This window comes from Phycisphaera sp. (assembly GCA_025916675.1).
GTDB lineage: Bacteria > Planctomycetota > Phycisphaerae > Phycisphaerales > UBA1924 > JAHCJI01.
The window spans coordinates 3,322,064-3,338,917 of record CP098402.1; the positions used below are offsets into that span (position 1 = coordinate 3,322,064).

Annotated in this window: 16 protein-coding genes; 5 read left to right on the forward strand and 11 right to left on the reverse strand. The window is 66.9% G+C overall.

The annotated features are described in order from the left end of the window. The first annotated feature begins 59 nt into the window (after positions 1-59). Positions 60-731, forward strand: coding sequence for an isoprenoid biosynthesis glyoxalase ElbB (elbB, locus tag NCW75_14190; GenBank protein UYV12436.1), 672 nt, complete (start codon positions 60-62; stop codon positions 729-731). Positions 732-762: 31 nt separating this feature from the next. Here elbB and NCW75_14195 read toward each other — a convergent pair whose 3' ends face one another. Beyond that, a complete protein-coding gene (locus NCW75_14195) occupies positions 763-2,199 on the reverse strand; it encodes a ribosomal protein L7/L12 (GenBank protein ID UYV12437.1) in 1,437 nt (478 codons plus the stop codon). 81 nt (positions 2,200-2,280) lie between these two features. Between NCW75_14195 and NCW75_14200 the strand changes: the two genes are divergently transcribed. Next, positions 2,281-2,931 (forward strand): RluA family pseudouridine synthase, encoded by a 651-nt coding sequence (locus NCW75_14200; protein UYV12438.1) that lies wholly within the window; start codon positions 2,281-2,283, stop codon positions 2,929-2,931. Here NCW75_14200 and NCW75_14205 read toward each other — a convergent pair. From NCW75_14205 to NCW75_14215, 3 genes are read right to left on the reverse strand one after another with little or no spacing between them, the layout of a single operon-like run. Further along, positions 2,928-3,578, reverse strand: a complete 651-nt coding sequence (locus NCW75_14205; protein ID UYV12439.1) for a hypothetical protein — start codon at positions 3,576-3,578, stop codon at positions 2,928-2,930. The two genes, NCW75_14200 and NCW75_14205, sit on opposite strands and share 4 nt — an antisense overlap. A 42-nt stretch (positions 3,579-3,620) precedes the next feature. Then, positions 3,621-4,382 carry a hypothetical protein gene (locus NCW75_14210; protein ID UYV12440.1) on the reverse strand — a complete coding sequence of 254 codons (762 nt, stop codon included), beginning with the start codon at positions 4,380-4,382 and terminating at the stop codon, positions 3,621-3,623. Positions 4,383-4,403: 21 nt separating this feature from the next. Next, positions 4,404-5,189: a type II secretion system GspH family protein gene (locus tag NCW75_14215; GenBank protein ID UYV12441.1), complete on the reverse strand. Its 786-nt coding sequence runs from the start codon at positions 5,187-5,189 to the stop codon at positions 4,404-4,406. 101 nt (positions 5,190-5,290) lie between these two features. On the opposite strand from NCW75_14215, the gene NCW75_14220 reads away from it, so the two are divergent. Both NCW75_14220 and NCW75_14225 read left to right on the forward strand, forming a co-directional pair. After that, positions 5,291-6,367, forward strand: a complete 1,077-nt coding sequence (locus tag NCW75_14220) for a tRNA-dihydrouridine synthase (GenBank protein ID UYV12442.1) — start codon at positions 5,291-5,293, stop codon at positions 6,365-6,367. Between the two features lie 412 nt (positions 6,368-6,779). Further along, positions 6,780-8,042 (forward strand): hypothetical protein, encoded by a 1,263-nt coding sequence (locus NCW75_14225; GenBank protein ID UYV12443.1) that lies wholly within the window; start codon positions 6,780-6,782, stop codon positions 8,040-8,042. 74 nt (positions 8,043-8,116) lie between these two features. On the opposite strand, the gene NCW75_14230 is transcribed toward NCW75_14225, so the two are convergent. Then, positions 8,117-10,153 carry a cation-translocating P-type ATPase gene (locus NCW75_14230; GenBank protein ID UYV12444.1) on the reverse strand — a complete coding sequence of 679 codons (2,037 nt, stop codon included), beginning with the start codon at positions 10,151-10,153 and terminating at the stop codon, positions 8,117-8,119. Positions 10,154-10,332: 179 nt separating this feature from the next. Between NCW75_14230 and NCW75_14235 the strand changes: the two genes are divergently transcribed. Continuing rightward, positions 10,333-11,379, forward strand: a complete 1,047-nt coding sequence (locus NCW75_14235; GenBank protein ID UYV12445.1) for an NAD(P)-dependent glycerol-3-phosphate dehydrogenase — start codon at positions 10,333-10,335, stop codon at positions 11,377-11,379. A 1-nt stretch (position 11,380) separates the two neighbouring features. On the opposite strand, the gene NCW75_14240 is transcribed toward NCW75_14235, so the two are convergent. From NCW75_14240 to NCW75_14265, 6 genes are all read right to left on the reverse strand, one after another. Then, positions 11,381-11,776 (reverse strand): cupin domain-containing protein, encoded by a 396-nt coding sequence (locus NCW75_14240; GenBank protein ID UYV12446.1) that lies wholly within the window; start codon positions 11,774-11,776, stop codon positions 11,381-11,383. Positions 11,777-11,902: 126 nt separating this feature from the next. Continuing rightward, positions 11,903-12,862, reverse strand: coding sequence for a DUF5996 family protein (locus NCW75_14245; GenBank protein ID UYV12447.1), 960 nt, complete (start codon positions 12,860-12,862; stop codon positions 11,903-11,905). Between the two features lie 81 nt (positions 12,863-12,943). Then, positions 12,944-13,870: a GPI inositol-deacylase gene (locus tag NCW75_14250; protein UYV12448.1), complete on the reverse strand. Its 927-nt coding sequence runs from the start codon at positions 13,868-13,870 to the stop codon at positions 12,944-12,946. 88 nt (positions 13,871-13,958) lie between these two features. Next, positions 13,959-15,302, reverse strand: coding sequence for a pyruvate dehydrogenase complex dihydrolipoamide acetyltransferase (locus NCW75_14255; protein ID UYV12449.1), 1,344 nt, complete (start codon positions 15,300-15,302; stop codon positions 13,959-13,961). 68 nt (positions 15,303-15,370) lie between these two features. After that, positions 15,371-16,369 (reverse strand): redoxin family protein, encoded by a 999-nt coding sequence (locus NCW75_14260; protein ID UYV12450.1) that lies wholly within the window; start codon positions 16,367-16,369, stop codon positions 15,371-15,373. Between the two features lie 89 nt (positions 16,370-16,458). Beyond that, the gene (locus NCW75_14265; protein ID UYV12451.1) at positions 16,459-16,845 is read right to left on the reverse strand and encodes a DUF1801 domain-containing protein; all 387 of its coding nucleotides are present in this window, start codon (positions 16,843-16,845) and stop codon (positions 16,459-16,461) included. Between the last annotated feature and the right edge of the window lie 9 nt (positions 16,846-16,854).

The window sequence follows — 16,854 nt, forward strand, 5'->3', positions numbered from 1 at the left end:
GGATGGCTTCGGGTATACACACCTGAGAATTGCCCTAGTACCATCAATGGGAGAATGCGATGCCACGTGTGGGTGTAATCTTGAGCGGCTGCGGTGTTTTTGATGGTTCGGAGATCCACGAGGCGGTGGCCGTGCTGCACGCCCTCGACCGCCACGGGGCGGAGGCGGTGTGCCTCGCGCCCGAGATGGAGCTCGACGAGATCAACCACCTGACCCAGCAGCCCACGGGCAAGAAGCGCAGCGTGCTGATGGAGTCGGCCCGCATCGCCCGGGGCGACGTCACGCCGCTGGCTAAGGTGAAAGGCGACGACTTCGACGCCATCGTGCTGCCCGGCGGGTTCGGTGCGGCCAAGAACCTGTGCGATTTTGCCAGCAAGGGCGCCGAGTGCACCGCCAACGAGCAGGGCGCCCGCGTGCTCAAAGAAGCGCAGGCCGCCGGCAAGCCGCTGGGCTTCGCGTGCATCAGCCCGGCCGTGGCCGCGCGAGTGTTTGGCAAGGAGCTCGGCCCGAACCTGACCATCGGCAGCGACAAGGGCACCGCCGACGGGCTGGAAGCGATGGGCGCGACGCACCAGAACTGCGACGGTGAGGGCATCGTCTTCGACGCCCGCCACCGCATCGTCTCGACGCCCGCGTATATGTGCGACCAGCCCATCGGCGCGGTCTTCACGGGCATTGGCGGCATGGTCGATAAGGTGATGGAGATGGTCCGCGAGCCAGCGGCGGTATAGCAGAATGGGCTCGTTGTCTATCAAGAACTTATTAGTTCGCTTCCCGAAGCTTCGCCCGGATCGCCTCGCTATCGACCTCCGCGATCCACAGCTGGCTGCTGGGCCGCTGCTCGCCCGGTGCAAGCTCGCCGCGCTGGGCGGTCCACATCAGATAACGTCCATCGGGGCTGAACACCGGCAGCACGTCGGCGCCGCTGGCCTGGGTGATGCGCACGGGCTCGGTGCCCTTGCTCGCGTCGGCCCAGATGGCGAAGACCTCGTAGTTGCGGTGGCCCACCTGGCTGGTGGCATAGACCAGCAGGTCGCCGTCGGGGTGCCAGTAGGGCGCCCAGTTCACGTGTTCGTTGCTGGTGAGCTGGGTTTCCTTCGTGATCCCAACCGGCACGCCGTCCTCGTTGAGCTTCAGGTCGGCCACAAAGAGCTGCAGCAGGTTGTTGCCCGCGCGGTCGCTGCGATAGCAGATCTTCGTGCCGTCGGGGCTGAAGAACGGGCCGCCGTCGTAGCCGCTGGCTTCCACCAGCATGTAGTGCGCGCCCGTCTCTGTGTCGTAGGCCCACAGGTCGGCGTCGGGCCGGCCGGCGGCGTCGCTCTTAGCCTCGTCGACCTGCGCGTACAGCAGCGTGCGGCCATCGGGGCTCCACGACGCCTCGGCCGTGTAGCCGGGCTTGCTGAACACCGCGTCGGTGATGGCCGGCCGCAGCGCGTGGTAGCCGTCCTCACCCTCGGCCGGGATGATCGTCGAGCTGATCGAGCCGCTGACGATCTCCATCTCGGTGGGGAAGCTCCAGGCGTACCGCCCCGTGCCGCGTTGGTAACCGGGTACCTTGTCGGCCGATGGCGGCTCGATGGTGCTGCCAAAGAGCACGATGTTGGCCTGGATGGGGTGGAACCAGCCGCAGGTGTTGGCGCTGCCGCCGGTGGAGACGCGGATGACCGTGTTGAGGCGTGAGCCGTCGCTGGCGACCTTGACATCGGCGCCGGCTTGTCTGAGTTCTTCGGCTAGGGCGCTGGCTTCGTCTTTGCTTAGCTGCCCCTTTACTGTGGCTGGCAGGTTGTCGACCATGTCCTTGGCGTCCTTGAGACCAAGCCCAGTGGCCGCGCGGACAATCTTGAGAATCTTGATCCGGTTTTCGCCACCGGCCTCGATGATCACGTCGAAGCCGTTGTTCCCTGTGGTCAGAGCGCTACCAAGAGGCGCCACGAACATCTCGTAGTGCGGGCTCGGTGCCGCATCGCCCTCGGGCACCGGTGTGGCCTGGAAGATCACCATACTGCTGTCGGCGTTGAAGTACGCCTCGCCCGCGCGGGTAAACATGTCTCGGCTGGTGAGCTGGCGGTGATTCGTCAGGATCAAGGCTTCGGCGGTGCGCCAGTCGGGCTGGGCGGTTGGGCTCTGCCCCAATGCCCATTGCCCATTGCCCATTGCCAAGCCAACGCACACCAGCACACCAAAACGAATCCCGATCATCGTCCGTCCTTCCCCGGCATCACCGGGCTCAAATCTTACTGAGACTCTGTCGCAATGACAGGGAGTATATCGTCCCTGCCCATGCCCGACGGCCCGACCGACCATCTCGTGAAGATCGTGCTGGACACAGGCCGCTACGTGGTCGTTGACAAGCCCAGCGGCCTATTGAGCGTGCCGGGCAAGGGGCCCGAGAAGGCCGATTGCGTGCGGAACCGCGTGGCTGCCATGTACCCCGACGCCACGGGCCCGATGACCGTCCACCGGCTCGACCAGGACACCAGCGGGCTCATCGTCGTGGCCCTGGACGCCGACGCCCAGCGGGCCATGAGCCAGGTGTTCGAGCATCGAAGAGTCACCAAGCGCTACATCGCCGTGGTCGAGGGTGAACTCAAAGAGCACGCCGGCCTGATCGACCTGCCGCTGCGGATCGACTGGCCGAACCGGCCCAGGCACATCGTGGCCGAAGACGGGCGAGCAAGCCAGACGCGGTACAAGGTGCTCGGCGTCGAGGATGGAAACACGCGCGTCGAATTCACACCCATCACCGGCCGGGGGCATCAGCTCAGGGTGCACGCCGCCGACGAGCGCGGCTTGGGCGCGCCCATCCTGGGTGATCCGCTGTACGGCGACACGAGCAAGGCTCCCCGCCTGCTGCTGCACGCGTGGAGCCTGGAGTACAAGGATCCGTTCACTGGTGAGCTTTTGCACATCACCAGTGATCCACAGTTCTAGCGGCGGCGACGCAACGCTAAAGCGCCCAGGCCGAACACAGCCAGCGACGCCGGTGCCGGCACGATCACGTCCTCGACGTAATGGATCGCCGCGTCGTGGACGCGCTCGTCCTCGCCGTTGTTGAACACCAGGTATGTGGTCAGCGCGCTGCCGATGCTCGAGTCGCTGCTCGAGAAGTCGAGCGCCAGCAGGTACACGCCCGTCTCGGGATCGTTCAGATAGAAGTCGTAATGCTCGTCGAAGCCGGCCGGGCCCACGCCGATGCCGAAGCCCGGGGCCGAGCCGGCCAGCGGGCTGGTGGCGCTCAGGGGCCCGAACTCGAGCGTGTAGGTCTGGGGAGCGATCACGAATGTCGAGCCGTCCCAGCGCTGCACGGGGCTGGCAAAGTCGAAGTTCAGGTCGCTATCGGGGAACTCGCCCGCCGCGGCAAAGAGGCCGGGGCCGTCGGCATAGATGCGTCCGCCGAAGTCGAACATCTCGCCGGCGAAGACACGCTCGCCTGGAATCACGAACTCGCCGCCGGGCCCGTCCTCGACGATGCCGGTCACGATGCGGCCGTCGATGATCTTCAGGCCCACGTCGCCCTCGTGGGCAAGTGCGGTGCCGGCGACGGCCAGAGCGATGGCTGCGGTCAGTGTATTGCGCATTGGGATCCTCTCTTCTTCTCTCTGAACTCTCTCCGGGCGATATCAGCAGCCCGCGTCGAACTCGTTCTGGAAACTCAGGAAATCGAAAATGGTCAGCGATCCGTCGCCATCAAAATCCGCCGCGAGATCGCCCGCGTCGAACAGGTTCTGGAATGCCAGGAAGTCGAAGATGGTCAGCGATCCATCACCGTCCATGTCGGCCCGGCAGGGCGTGCCCACCAGCGTGTCCTCGACCCAGGCCACCGCGTCGGCCAGGTCGTCGGCGCTGGCGTTCTGGCCAAAGACAAGGAAGAAGGGGGCGCTTTCCTCCACTGCCCCGCCTTCTTGCCAGAGCGTCATCTCGAGCAGGTACACGCCGTCGCTGGCCGGGCTCAGCAGCTCGTATGCGAGGTGGTGGTGGAACTTGCCGGTGGTGCTGGCCTGGCCGAACACGAAGCCAGGCAGCGATCCCGTCAGGGGTGTCTCGATCGACACCGGGCCCTTACTGATCAGGATCCGCGAGTCGGCCACGCTGGTGAACGCGGCGCCGTCCCATTCGAGCACGGGCGAGAGCACATCGAATCCCAACGCCGCACGCGGCACGAAGGCATCGGTCGGCGAATCGAAGCCCGGGTCGTTCGTCCAGTTGGGCAGCTTGCCGAACTCGGTGTCGAACACGCGCCGGCCGAAGACGGCTGAGCCGCCCTCGGCAAAGCCGGTCTCGATCATGCCGCGCTCGCCGGTGATGACGATGTCACCCTCGTGCGTCTGGGCCGCCGCGGCGGTCGCCAGCAACGCGGTCGTAAACACAATCAACTGTTTCATCGCATGCCTCCTTGGTTGGCGCTACTGCGCGACGCGCGGGTCGAAGCGGTTCTTCTCGTAGCTCTCATACACGTCCTCGAACTTCTCGATGGACGCGTGGCCGTCGAGGTAGCCGTAGGTGGCGCGGGCCGACCAGTCACCGCCGTTGCCGCCGTGGGCGTTGATCTGCGATTCGAGCGAGGCTCGCAGCGGGATGCGCCCGCCGGGCGCGGCGCCCCAGTCCTCGGCGTGCACGTGGTCGGTGCGCGCAAAGTCGGCGCTCGCGTCCGTCTGACCAAAGGTCATCATCAGCCACTGCACCGTCGCGTAGGGCCGCTCGATCAGCCGGTCGGCGTCGAACGTCGCGTCGGGCGAGGGCGCCACGCTGCGCGTCGTGTAGTTGTTCAGCCCATAGCTGGTCCAGCGGGCCAGCTCGCCCAGGCCCGTCTCGCCCGCGCGCACGCGACGCAGCGCCTCGGCGAAGCTCAGGCCCTCGAACTGCCCGCCTTCTTCGACCGACCAGAACGGGCTGCGGTCGACCGGCGAGCGGATCGCCAGGCCGCCCTCGGTGTAATCGGCCAGCAGCACGGGCCACGCGTTGGGAATGTCGGCGATGCCGCCGTGCGCCAGGCCGGCGTCGACGTAGTGGCCCTTGTTGTCGTCGGCGTACAGCCGCTGGGCGAGCCCGAGCGATCGGGCCTGGCTCAGGCATACCGCCCCGCGGGCCGTCGCCCTCGCCTGGCCGAGCGCCGGCAGCAGGATGCCGACGAGCACCGCGATGATGGCGATGACCACGAGCAACTCGATGAGCGTGAAGGCGTGCCGCATGCAAGGGCTCCGGAGCGGTTACTGAGACTGCACTGTCAATACTACGATTACTGAGAACGCGTTACAAAAACTTTCACCCAATTCGCCGTTAGGATTGTCCAGTGTCCGCCCTCCTTACGAGCCCCAGCACCACCCAGAACCCTGCCATCGGCCGGCCGTTAACCATTGGTGGTGTTGGGCTTACGACCAACCTGATGCTGGCCCCCATCGCCAATTACTGCGACCTGGCCTTCCGCCTCACCTGCCGAGACCAGGGCGGAGTGGGCCTGGCCTGCACCGACCTCCTGAGCCCCCAGGGCCTGCTCCGCGGCTCGGCGGCCAGCCTCGACCTCGCCCGGACCAGCGACGAGGACAAGCCGGTGGGCATGCAGCTCTACGGGGCCGACCCCGCCGTGATGGCCGAGGGGGCCCGGTGGGCCGCCGATCACGGGGCGACGATCGTCGACATCAACATGGGCTGCCCGGTCGACAAGGTCTGCAAGAAGGACGGCGGCAGCAAGCTGATGTGCAACGTGCCGGGCGCCATCCGCCTGGCCGAGGCCGTGCGCGCGGCGCTGCCCAGCCATGTCCCGCTGACCGCCAAGATGCGCCTGGGTTGGAGCGAGGAGGACTGCCAGAAAGGCGTCGCGGGCGCGCTCGCGTTGGGATTGGTTGATGTTGGCGTGAGCGCCATCACCGTGCATGGCCGCACCACTGAGATGAGGTTCAAGGGCGACTGCCGCCGCGAGGACATCGCCCGCGTCGTGCGCAGGGTGAAGGACCGCCACCCCACCATCCCGGTCATCGGCAACGGCGACGTCAAGACCGCCCAGGACTGCATCGACATGATGGCGGACACCGGCTGCGACGGCGTCATGATCGGCCGCGGCGCGCTCAGCACGCCCTGGCTCTTCCGCGACGCGTGGGCCTTGCAGACCACGGGCGAGGTCCCCGCCGAGCCGAGCGAGCGGGAGAAGCTCGACATCGTCCGCGCCTTCTTCGACCGCATGCTCACCTTCCGCGACGAGCACTACGCGATGAACCACATCCGCCGGCGGATCTCCTGGTTCGCCAAGCGGATCAACGGGGGGCATTGCAAGGAACTGAAGGAGGCCATCCGCACGGCCGAGGACCCCGCGGCGGTGGAGGCGGCGTTACGTTCCTGGCAGGCGTCCGGCCCCGCGCCCGCCCACGCGTGAAAGATTTCCGAGGCCCCCGCGCATTCGCGCAACCGGTGCGCGTTTCGCGTCCGAGAACGCCCCCAGGGTCCGCGTAACCGAAGTTCAGAATGATTCGGTGATGGCACAGAATGATTCTGCCACTGCACGGAGAGGTTCCGAAGCTGCACAGAATGTTCCCGCACCTGTCCAGAACGATTCCGAAGCTGCACAGAACCATTTTGCACCTGCACCGAAGGCTCCGGTCGCGGCCCCGAGACGTTCCGTTGTTGCACGGAGAGGTTCTGGTGCTGCCCCGGAGGGTTCCGGTGTTGCCCCGCGGCCCCCGGTGACGGTTCCGAACGATCCCCGGACGCCCGGTGAATCGGGCCGCAAGATTCTGGCCCGCCAGGGGCCGTTTTGTGGTATGCTGTTCATAGGAAGGAGCGCCCCGATGCCCGAGATCCGAGTTTCTACCCATCCGATTGCCCTCCTCGCCGCCAGCGGCCTGGCCCTGGCGGCCGCGAGCACCGCGCACGGCCAGGCGACCATCACCGCCATCGAGCCGCCCGCGGGCTACGCCGAGGTGTGGACGACCGACGCCAGCGGCGATGGCTCCACGATCGTGGGCTATGCCAGGGGCTCGGGCCGCCCGCCCACCCCGATCCTGTGGGATGCCATGCTGACCCCCACAGTGCTGGCCCCGCTGCCGGGTGACACCCACGCCTACCCCAGCCACCTGACCGCCGATGGGTCGCTGGCGACCGGGGCGAGTGTGTTCGAGTTCTTCAGCCTGCCGGGGACGTCCCGCGCCGCCATCTGGAGCGCCGACGGCACCCCAGAGGTCTTGGGCACGCTGCCCGGCGACGACAACGCGGGTGCCAGCGGCATCAGCGCCGACGGGGCCATCGTCGCGGGCACCAGCCGCGGGCCGGACGGCGAACGCGCCTTCGTATGGACACGCGCGGGGGGCATGGTCGCCCTGGATGCGCCGGTGGGCAGCACGCGCTCGCGAGCCGGCCTGGTCAGCGCCAATGGCCGCGTGATCGCCGGGTCGATCCAAACCGACGAGGGCAACCGCATCGTGCGTTGGATCGATGCGGCCGAGGCCCAGGAGATCGGCGCGCTGCCGGGCGATCCCTTCGCCACGCCCTACGCCATCAGCGCCGATGGCTCGGCCATCGTGGGCTTCAGCGGGCGGCAGACGGGCCCGAGCCGGATGGTCCGCTGGACCGACGCGGGCGGCCTGGAGGACCTGGGCGTGCTGCCAGGCCGCTCGCGCAACCGCGCCACCGACGTGAGCGGCGACGGCTCGATCGTCGTGGGCTACGGCGAGGCCATCGACGTCTTCCGAGCTGCGATGTGGACGCGGTCGACCGGCCTGGTCGACCTCAACACCTACCTACCCACGCTGGGCGTCGACCTGGGCGGCTGGACGCTCCGCCACGTGCAGGCCATCTCCGACGACGCGACGGTGATGACCGGCTCGGGCGTATTGGATGGCCAGATCCGCGCGTTCGTGATCCGCGACCTGGCGCCGCTGGTCCCCTGCCCCGCCGACCTCGACGCCGACGGCGACCTCACCATCTTCGACTTCCTCGCGTTCGGCAACCTCTTCGACCTCATGGACCCTCGCGCCGACTTCGACGGAGACGGCGACTTCACCATCTTCGACTTCCTGGCCTTCCAGAACGCCTTCGACGCCGGCTGCCCGTAGTGCCGAGCGCTCTTGGTGGGCGGGTATTGGTCCGCGTGCTCACGCCCGCGGCTCGGTGAAGAGTCCGGAGCGCCTCAGGCCGTCGCCAGCCCCCGCATCGAAGCCTCGCGCCGCTTGGGGCCGCCCTCGGCCTCGCCCTCGATGGCGGCGAAGCTCTCGCCGAAGCGGAACAGGCGGAAGCTGTTGAACATCACGAACAGCACCGGCAGGATCTGGTAGAGCCCCGCGACGGTCAGGTTGATGAAGCCCGTCGAGGCGATCACCAGGCCCACGATCACGAACAGGATCGACGCGATGATGTTCTGCAGGATGATCGCCTTGGTCTTGCGGGCCAGCTCGATGAAGAAGGGGATGCGGCTGAGGTCGTCGTTCATGAGCGCGACGCCCGCCGAGTTGGCCGCGATGTCCGACCCGCTCAGACCCATCGCCACGCCCACGTCGGCCTCGGCCAGCGAGGGGCCGTCGTTGATGCCGTCGCCGACCATCATCACGCGGTAGCCGCGGTCGACCAGGTCTCGCACGAGCTGGTACTTCTCCTCGGGCAGGCACTCGGCCTCGATGGCGTCGACGCCCACCGCCACGCCCACACGCTTGGCCACGCTCAGGCGGTCACCGGTGAAGATCGCGATGTGCCGCGCGCCCAGCTCGCGCAGGCGTTGCAGCACGTTCTTGGTGTTCTTGCGGACGCGGTCTTCCAGACCAACCACGCCCATGTACCTGCCGTCGCGCATCACGTGCACGCCGCTGACGCCCTCGATCTTGGCCTCGATCGTCTCGATCGCCGACGCCTGGCCGGGCTTGAGCTCCTTGAGCCAGCTCGACCGGCCGACGTGCAACTCGCCCTTCTCGGTCACCGCGCGCACGCCCTTGCCGTGGAACTCCTGGAAGTCGCTGGGCGTCTCGACGGGCACTCGCGCCTTGTCGGCGGTTCGCGCGATGGACTGGGCCAGCGGGTGGTTGCTGTTGCGTTCGGCCGTCGCGGCAGCCTTCAGCAGGTCGGCACCCTCGATGCCCTCGGCGGGGATCAGTTTGGTCACTTCGAAGGTGCCGGTGGTGATCGTGCCGGTCTTGTCCATGATGATCGTGTTCACGCTCGCGGCGGCTTCCAGGAAGCTCGTGCTCTTCACGAGGATGCCCAAGCGGGCCGCGGCACCGAAGGCCGCGACCATCGCCGTCGGGCTCGCGAGCAGCAAGGCCGCGGGCACCGCGACGACCAGCACGGCCAGGGCCGACGCGAACGCGTCCTGCTGCGTCTGCGCGTTGTTGGCGCTCAGCATGAAGACAATGAACGCGACACCAATAGCGATCGGAACAAAGAATCTTGCCACCTGCTCGATGATCTGCTGCCGCTGCGTCTTGGTGCTCTCGGCTTCGCGGATGAGCTGGGTCACCTTGCCGATGGTCGTGTCCTCGCCCACCTGCGTGACCTCGAGCTCGATGATGCCCGAGAGGTTCGTCGTGCCCGCGTACACCTCGCTGCCCGCCTGCACCGAGACGGGGATCGCCTCACCGGTCAGCGACGCCTGGTTGATTTCGCTCTGGCCCTTCACGATGCGGCCGTCCACCGGTAGGTTCTCGCCGGGCCGGACGCGGACGATCTGGCCCAGCGTGACGTCGGTAATCTGGACTTCCGATTCGGTGCCCTGCTCATCGACCACGCGGGCGGTGTCGGGGGTCAGGCCCACGAGCGCCTCGATGGCGCGCCGGGCACCGCTGGCCGTCCGCTCGACGATCTCGTTGGAGATGTTCAGGATGAAGGCCAGCAGCCCGGCCTCGAAGTACCGCTCGAGCGCGAGCGCGCCCCCCACGGCGATGACCACCAAGCAGCGCGAGCCGAACTCGCCCAGCCGCAGCTCGCGCCAAGCCGGCGGCAGCAAATAGGCCCCCAGCAGCAGGGCCGCGAGCCCCGCGGGCACGGCCGCCACCGATTCGCTGGCCATGCCCGTCCACTTGGCGATCACCGAGCACGCCAGCACGATGGCCGCCCCCAGGAAGACGAAGATCTTCTTCTCGATCGTGGCTTCCTGTTCGCTCTCGGTGCCGAGCTCGGGGCTGTCCAATGGCGCGGTGGGCTCCATCTCGTCGCGTCGGGCGGAGGCGATGGTCGACATGGGCGCAAGTCTCCTGCGAAGGGTCGCTCAGGGGCAAATTCGAGAGCCAGAATCGGGCTGGGAGCCACTTTAGGCCCCCGAACACGCCCCCCAAACGCGCACGGTACAACTCCTGCGCGGGCGGGGTAGCCGCCTGCTACGGCCGTCCCCCGCCCCCGGTTCGCGGCGTATCGTGCCCCATGCGACACGCGGCGGTCCTCGGGAGCGGCCAGATGGGCCTGGTCTGCACGGCCATCCTGGCCTCGGCCTCCCCCCAACTCGATGCTCCCGATCCCGGCGGCGATGACGCCGAGATCGGTCGCATCGCCCTGTGGGGCCACGACCTCGACACCCAGCACAGGCTGGCCCAGGTCCGCCACAGCCCCTTACTCGAGGGCTTTACCCTGCCCGAGCGCGTGGGCGTGGCCCTCAGCGACGAATCGGCCCTCCAGGGCGCCGGCCTCATCGTCTGCGCCATCCCCGTCCAGCACATCCGAGAGGCCTTCACCCGCCTCAAGGCCCACGTCCCCCACGGCGCGGGCGTGGTCAGCACGGCCAAGGGCCTCGAGACCGACACCCACCTTCGGCCCACCGAGATCATCGGGGAAGTGATCGGCAGCGATCGTCCCCTCGCCGCCCTCAGCGGGCCCACCATCGCCGCCGAGCTGGCCCGGGGGCTGCCCGCCACCATGATCGCCGCCAGCGACGACCACGTGTTCGCGGAAAACGTCCAGCGCTGGTTCGCCGCCAGCTACCTGCGGATCTACACGTCGAACGATCTGGTGGGCACCGAACTGGCCGGCGCCATCAAGAACGTCATCGCCATTGCTGCGGGCATCCTCGATGGCCTCCAGGCCGGCTACAACGCCAAGAGCGCCCTGCTCGCGCGAGGCCTGGCCGAGATCGTCCGTTTAGGCGTCGCCATGGGCGCCCAGCCCGAGACCTTCTTCGGCGTCGCCGGCGTGGGCGACTTGGCCACCACCTGCTTCAGCCCCCAGGGCCGCAACCGCGCCTGCGGCGAAGCGCTCGGCAAGGGCCGCACCCTCGAACAACACATGAAGGCGACGATGCACGTCGTCGAGGGCGTGGCGACGACCAAGGCCGTGATGGAACTTGCCAAGAAGCACAACGTCGAGATGCCCATCTGCGAGGCCGTCCACTCGGTGCTCTTCGACGGCCTCGACCCCGTCGACGCCATCGGCGTGCTCATGAGCCGGCCGCAGAAGCGAGAGCGGTTGGCGGAGTAATTCAGTCTCGCTGCGACCGCATCGATTTGGGCGCATCAAGAAACGACACACCCCATGAGGTTCCGAGTTCAGCCAAGGCATCCTGGGTGAGCTTGCCCGCCTTGGCCAGCGACTCCATAGCCTCAAAGAAGCCCATGAACCGGCCCGGCGTGACGACAATGGCCGTGCGTCCCACACCCCGACTGCCCGCCTTAGTGCAGCGAAAGCCGTGGGCGATCTCGCCGGGCACGAAGAGCACGTCGCCCGCGCCGGCATCGATCGTGTCGTCGTGCGTATAAAAGGTGAAGTTGCCTTCGAGCACGAAGAATGTCTCATCAAACGTGTGGTGCGCATGGAAGGGAGGGCCGCCACCCTCGGGCGTGTCGCCCACGATCACGCCGTGCGAGCCGCCGGTCATTTCCGTGGTGACCGGTACGGCGGCCCTGGTACCGCCAGCATGACCCTCCCCGAGGCCCTCACTTGCCCGAACAATCTTGACAGCTCTTGGCTGGTCCAATTGGTCTGCCCCTTTCTGTGGGATCACTCAAGCGCGTGCGTCGGATGGCAGGTCGCATTCGAGCGCGTCGCGGTCCCACTCGGCGAGATCCGCCGCCGCGTCGTATGTGCTGCGCAAGAAGGCCGATAGCGATGCATCGGGATCGTTGCTACTACGCACCGCCGCGTAGGGCAGCACGAATTCGCCGAGTTCCTCCGACCATGCCGCCGTTTCGGGCTGAACGCTTGCCTTCTCAAAGCCATTTGGCTTGGGGTAGGCGTACGAGTAGAAGACCGCATCGCTGCCGTTGCCACCTGGCCAGAAGCCCGCGCTGCTGACCTCGTGCGAGTACGCCTCGCGGGCAACCCAATCAGGAAAGTTCGGCACCCCCCCGGGGTGGGGCGGGGCACTCCGACCCGAGAATCGCGTGACCGCAAGGTCGAAGCTGCCCCAGAAGAAGTGCACCGGGCTGCACTTACCCAGGAAATCAGACCGAAACGCCTTGAACACCCGATCCATCTGCACCAGGGCCCGCCAGAAGTGTTCAACTGCCGCCGCGTCGTAGGGTCGATCCTTCGTATCACGCTCGAACGGCGTCGCGTCCGCGATCTCGCTTGGGGTGGTGTAGATAGAAATGCCGTACCCGAGAGAATCGAGCTCGCTCATGACCGAGTTGTAAAAGCCTGCCACCGTCCCGGGGCCGAGCTTGATGCGGCGTGTGGGCCCCGCGACCGCTTCAAGAACAAGTTCGTGATCGATGAAATCAAATCGCATCTCGAACGCACGGCCCTGCAGAGCCATGAGCGAGGTCGTCAGGCCGCGAGCGTTGACATAGAGCGGTACGTGCCAGGAGTGGTTCGTCCAGGGGGTGAGTTCGAGCCGGACCTTGCCGACAACCTGCGTGTACAGGTGGAGCGCGGCGGCGGTATCTGCCCAGGTATCGTGAGATATTTCGGGCCAGAATTCCAGATTCGATGTGCGGTCGCCACTTCTGGTCGTGTCGCTCATGTTGACCTCTCGCATTCGCTCGATTGTGATGAGTACCGCTGAACCGTATCACGATCAGCACTGAGCAAATCCGAGAGTCGGTCAATCCCTAGGCGGCATCGAAGGCCCCGCCAGCGGCGTCTCCCCGCGTAGCCGCCGCCCAAGATCGGCCAAGATCCGATCCTCAAGCGTGATCAACTGGTGGCTCAGTAGGATCCGGCCCGGCACCCAGATGGGCTCCTGGCCCTCGGGTGCCGAGTTGGTCGCGCCAACCCACGAGTCGCGCAGGGTCGCGTAGGGCACGATGGTGTACGAACCGGCGTCACCCGTGCCGGGGCTTGCCTCGGTCATGGCCGCCAGGAAGGCCGAGCCGGGGATCATCTGCCGCGCGGCGTCGTCGATGTGGATCCACCGGGCGATCTTCGCGCCCTTGTGCGGCGTGCCCAGGGTGTACAGCGTCCTGATGTTCAGCCGCACGCCCAGGTTGCGGCCCACTTCCGTTGGCTCGGCCCACGCTGTCCGCGCCACCAGCCCGCCCATCGAGACGGCCACCACGTCGACCTCCACCGTCCACCGCTCGCCCGTCAGCGGGTCGGTGGTGCTGCCGAACTCGTCGGCCACCATCAGCGCCACCTTGTCGGCCAGCGTGGGGATGTCGTTGCCAAACACGTAGCTGATTGGCAGCACGCGGTCCTTCTCGGCCCCGGTCACCCGCCGCACGCGGGCGGCCAGGTTGTTGGCCGAGGGGCTCGGGGCCCGGTACCCGCTCAGCACGATCACAGGCCGCTGGACTCCCACCGGGGTTGCCTCCATCTCGTCGATGGCAGCACGCACCTCGGTCTTGGTCGCCGGGTAGGCGGGGTTGGGGTGATCGAGGTGGATGCACGAGGCCAGCGCCAGCATCCCAACGCCGCCAACCAAGGCGATGCCCGCCCGGCGGAAACGGCGACGCCACTTCCTCGGGCGATTGGTCTTGCCGCCCTTCTTGGCCCCCTCGGGCGTGGCTTCGTTGGTGTCCGATTCGCTCATGAGGCCTCCCGGGGCTCGCTCCCCAGGGGGTTTATCGGGAAAGCTAGCGTTTGCTTACATAAATAGTGAGCTTTTTACGCCAACCCACTCAAACCAGCAGCGTCGCGGGGGCTTCCAGCATGCCCTTGACCGTGTTCAGGTACTGAGCGGCCATAGCCCCATCGACGATGCGGTGGTCGCTGGACATGGTCATGCTCATCACGCTGCCGATCATCAGCTGGCCGTCGCGGACCACGGGGATCTCGCGGGCCGCCCCGACCGCCAGGATGCAGGCGTTGGGCGGGTTGATGATGGCGGTGAAGTGGGCTACCCCGAACATGCCCAGGTTGCTGATGGTGAAGGTCGAGCCCTCCATGTCCTCAACGCTCAGCCCCTTCTCGCGGGCCTTCTTGGCCAGGCGGCGGGTCTCGCTGGAGATGATTCGCAGGCCCATGCGATCGGTGCCTTGGAGCACCGGCACCACTAAGCCGCCCCCACGTTCCTCGGGCAGCGCCACGGCCACGCCGATGTTCACGCTGCCGTGCTGCTTGATGGCGGCCTGCTTGCCAGAGCCATCCCAAGACGCGTTCACGAACGGGTGCTGGTGCATCGCAAGCGCACACGCGCGGACGAGGAAGTCGTTGACCGTGAGCTTGACGCCCTGGGCGCTGAGCTGCTCGTTCAGTTGCTCACGCAGGTCGAGCAGATCGTCCATGTCGACCTCGACGGTGACCTGGTAGTGGGGGATGGACTGCTTGCTCTCGACCAGCCGCTTGGCGATCGTGCCGCGCATGTTGCTGAGCGTGACGGTGTTGTCTTCGAGGGAAGCCCCCATCGCCGGCAGTTCGACCGCGGGACGGGCCGACTCGCGGGCCTTGCCGCCAGATCCCGACGCTCCGCCGCTCTCGATCGCCTGCTCCACGTCCTTCTTCACGATGCGGCCGCTGGGCCCGGTGCCATCCACGCCCGACAGATCGAAGTTGTGCTCGCCGGCGATCTTCTTGGCCAGCGGGCTGGCGAAGATGCGGCCGCCGTCGCCATTGGAGGCCGATCCGTTCGAGCTGCCGTTGCTGGCCGGCGCGGGTGCCGTAGCTGTGCTGGTCGAGGTGGAACCCTCGCTCTCGCCCTCGGCCTGCTTGCTCTCGGCCTTCGGCTCTGGCTTCGATTCGGCCCTCACCTCACCGCCACTCTTGGCGGCTTCGGCCGCGTCCTCGCCCTCCTCGGCGATGATCACGATCGGGTCGCCCACGTTCACCGCGTCGCCCTGCTTGGCGGCCAGCTTGGCCACGGTGCCCTCGTCGAAAGCCTCCAGTTCCATCGTGGCCTTATCGGTCTCGATGTCGGCCAGCACGTCGCCCGGGCTGACGGTGTCGCCCTCCTTGACGTGCCATTGGATAACGGTGCCGACCTCCATCGTGTCGGAAAGGCGGGGCATGGTGACGGTAATGGGCATGATTCGAGGCTCCTGATGCCGGGCCACCCGGCCACGCTGACAAGGGTAGGAGCCCTAATGGCCCACCCCTATTTATCGGTTCGAGCCGCCCGGTATTCATCGAGCGTGCTGGCGTAATAGTCCAGGAATCCCGCGGCGGTTGGATCGGTCCGACAGATCTCCACCGCCCGCTCCTGGAGTTCGACCGCCTGGGCCAGGTTTCCATCGTTGGCCGCGAGTTTTGCCAGGCTGTGCAGGGCGTAGGCGTTCTTCCCATCCAGGAGTTCATTGGCCCGAGACGCGTACTCGAAGGCCACACTTGGATCAACGTTCTGAATCCGCCCGCCGAAGTTGAAGGCGATACCAAAGGCGATCTTGCCGAGCAGGTCGGCGTCGTCCCAGAATTGTTCCTTGGCAGCCGCCCAATCCTCCTCGGCCATGATCCGATCCTTCTCCGCCTGGATCGCCAATTCGCGCTCGAACCGCTCCGCGTACGCGTCGGCGTCCCATGTGCCCGCGAGCACGGCGTCGAGGATCTCCGGCAGTTCTTCGGCCTTGGGCAGCCCGACCCACACCAGCGTGCCCTTGCCGTCGATGATCGCCGCTTGAGGCCGGATGCTCCGGACCTCGTCGGGCAGGAGCTGTCGCGCCGTCGACCCGTCGGGGTCGACGCCCAGCGTGAATCGCGCGCGATCGAACTGCGTCCGTTGTGCCTGGCCGTCCTCACCCTTCACCGGCGAGCGAAGGAACCGCACGACCAAGGGCAGGCTCTCGTCGGTCAGCCCGACGAACCGCACACCCTTGTCCTCATACCGATCTTGGAGCGCGCTCACCTTGTCCATCGCCGCGATGCATGGCACGCACCACGTCGCCCAGAAGTCGACCACGTACACCGTGCCCGGCTTGGGCTCCTTGATGGGCTCGTACCGCCCGCGCGAGTCCAGGTCGCTGACCTGGATCCAGTGTTCGATTGCCATCGCTGGCACGCGGTCGCCAATGGGCACGGTTTCGACAGCGGCCGAGTTCTGGGCCGGTGCGGCGGGAGCCGCGAGCGCGATCGTGAATACGGACAGGGCGGTTGCGAGCATGGCGGGCTACCTCATGGCCTGGGGAGTTGACCAACGGGATGGCCGGAGAGCGACTCCCTGTCGAACGGCACGCGTAACAGGCGATTGCGCTACCGCTTGGGCAAGCGTTTCGGCTTGGAAGGTGCGGAAAGCGAGGACTCGATCAGGGTTTGTATCGATGCATCCCTTGGCAAGGTAGGCCCGATCTCGACAAACCGCTTGCCCTTCCGGCCCACTTCGCCCGAAAGCACACCCTCTGGATCTTCCATAAACTCGCCCAGCGGGAAGTCGAGACGCAGAACGCCCTTGCGATGCACAAGCTGGCAGATCGAGCCCTTGATCGGCCCGCCACGCTCGGCGTCAAAGAACGAGATGGCGTCCCACGTCACCCGCTCGGCCGAGTGTGGTGCCAGGTCGAGCACCAGCCGACGCACCTTGGCGGCACGCTTCCGCACCGCAGCGGGCAATTCCATGATGAAGTCGTCAGGCGAGGGCATGGCCCAAGG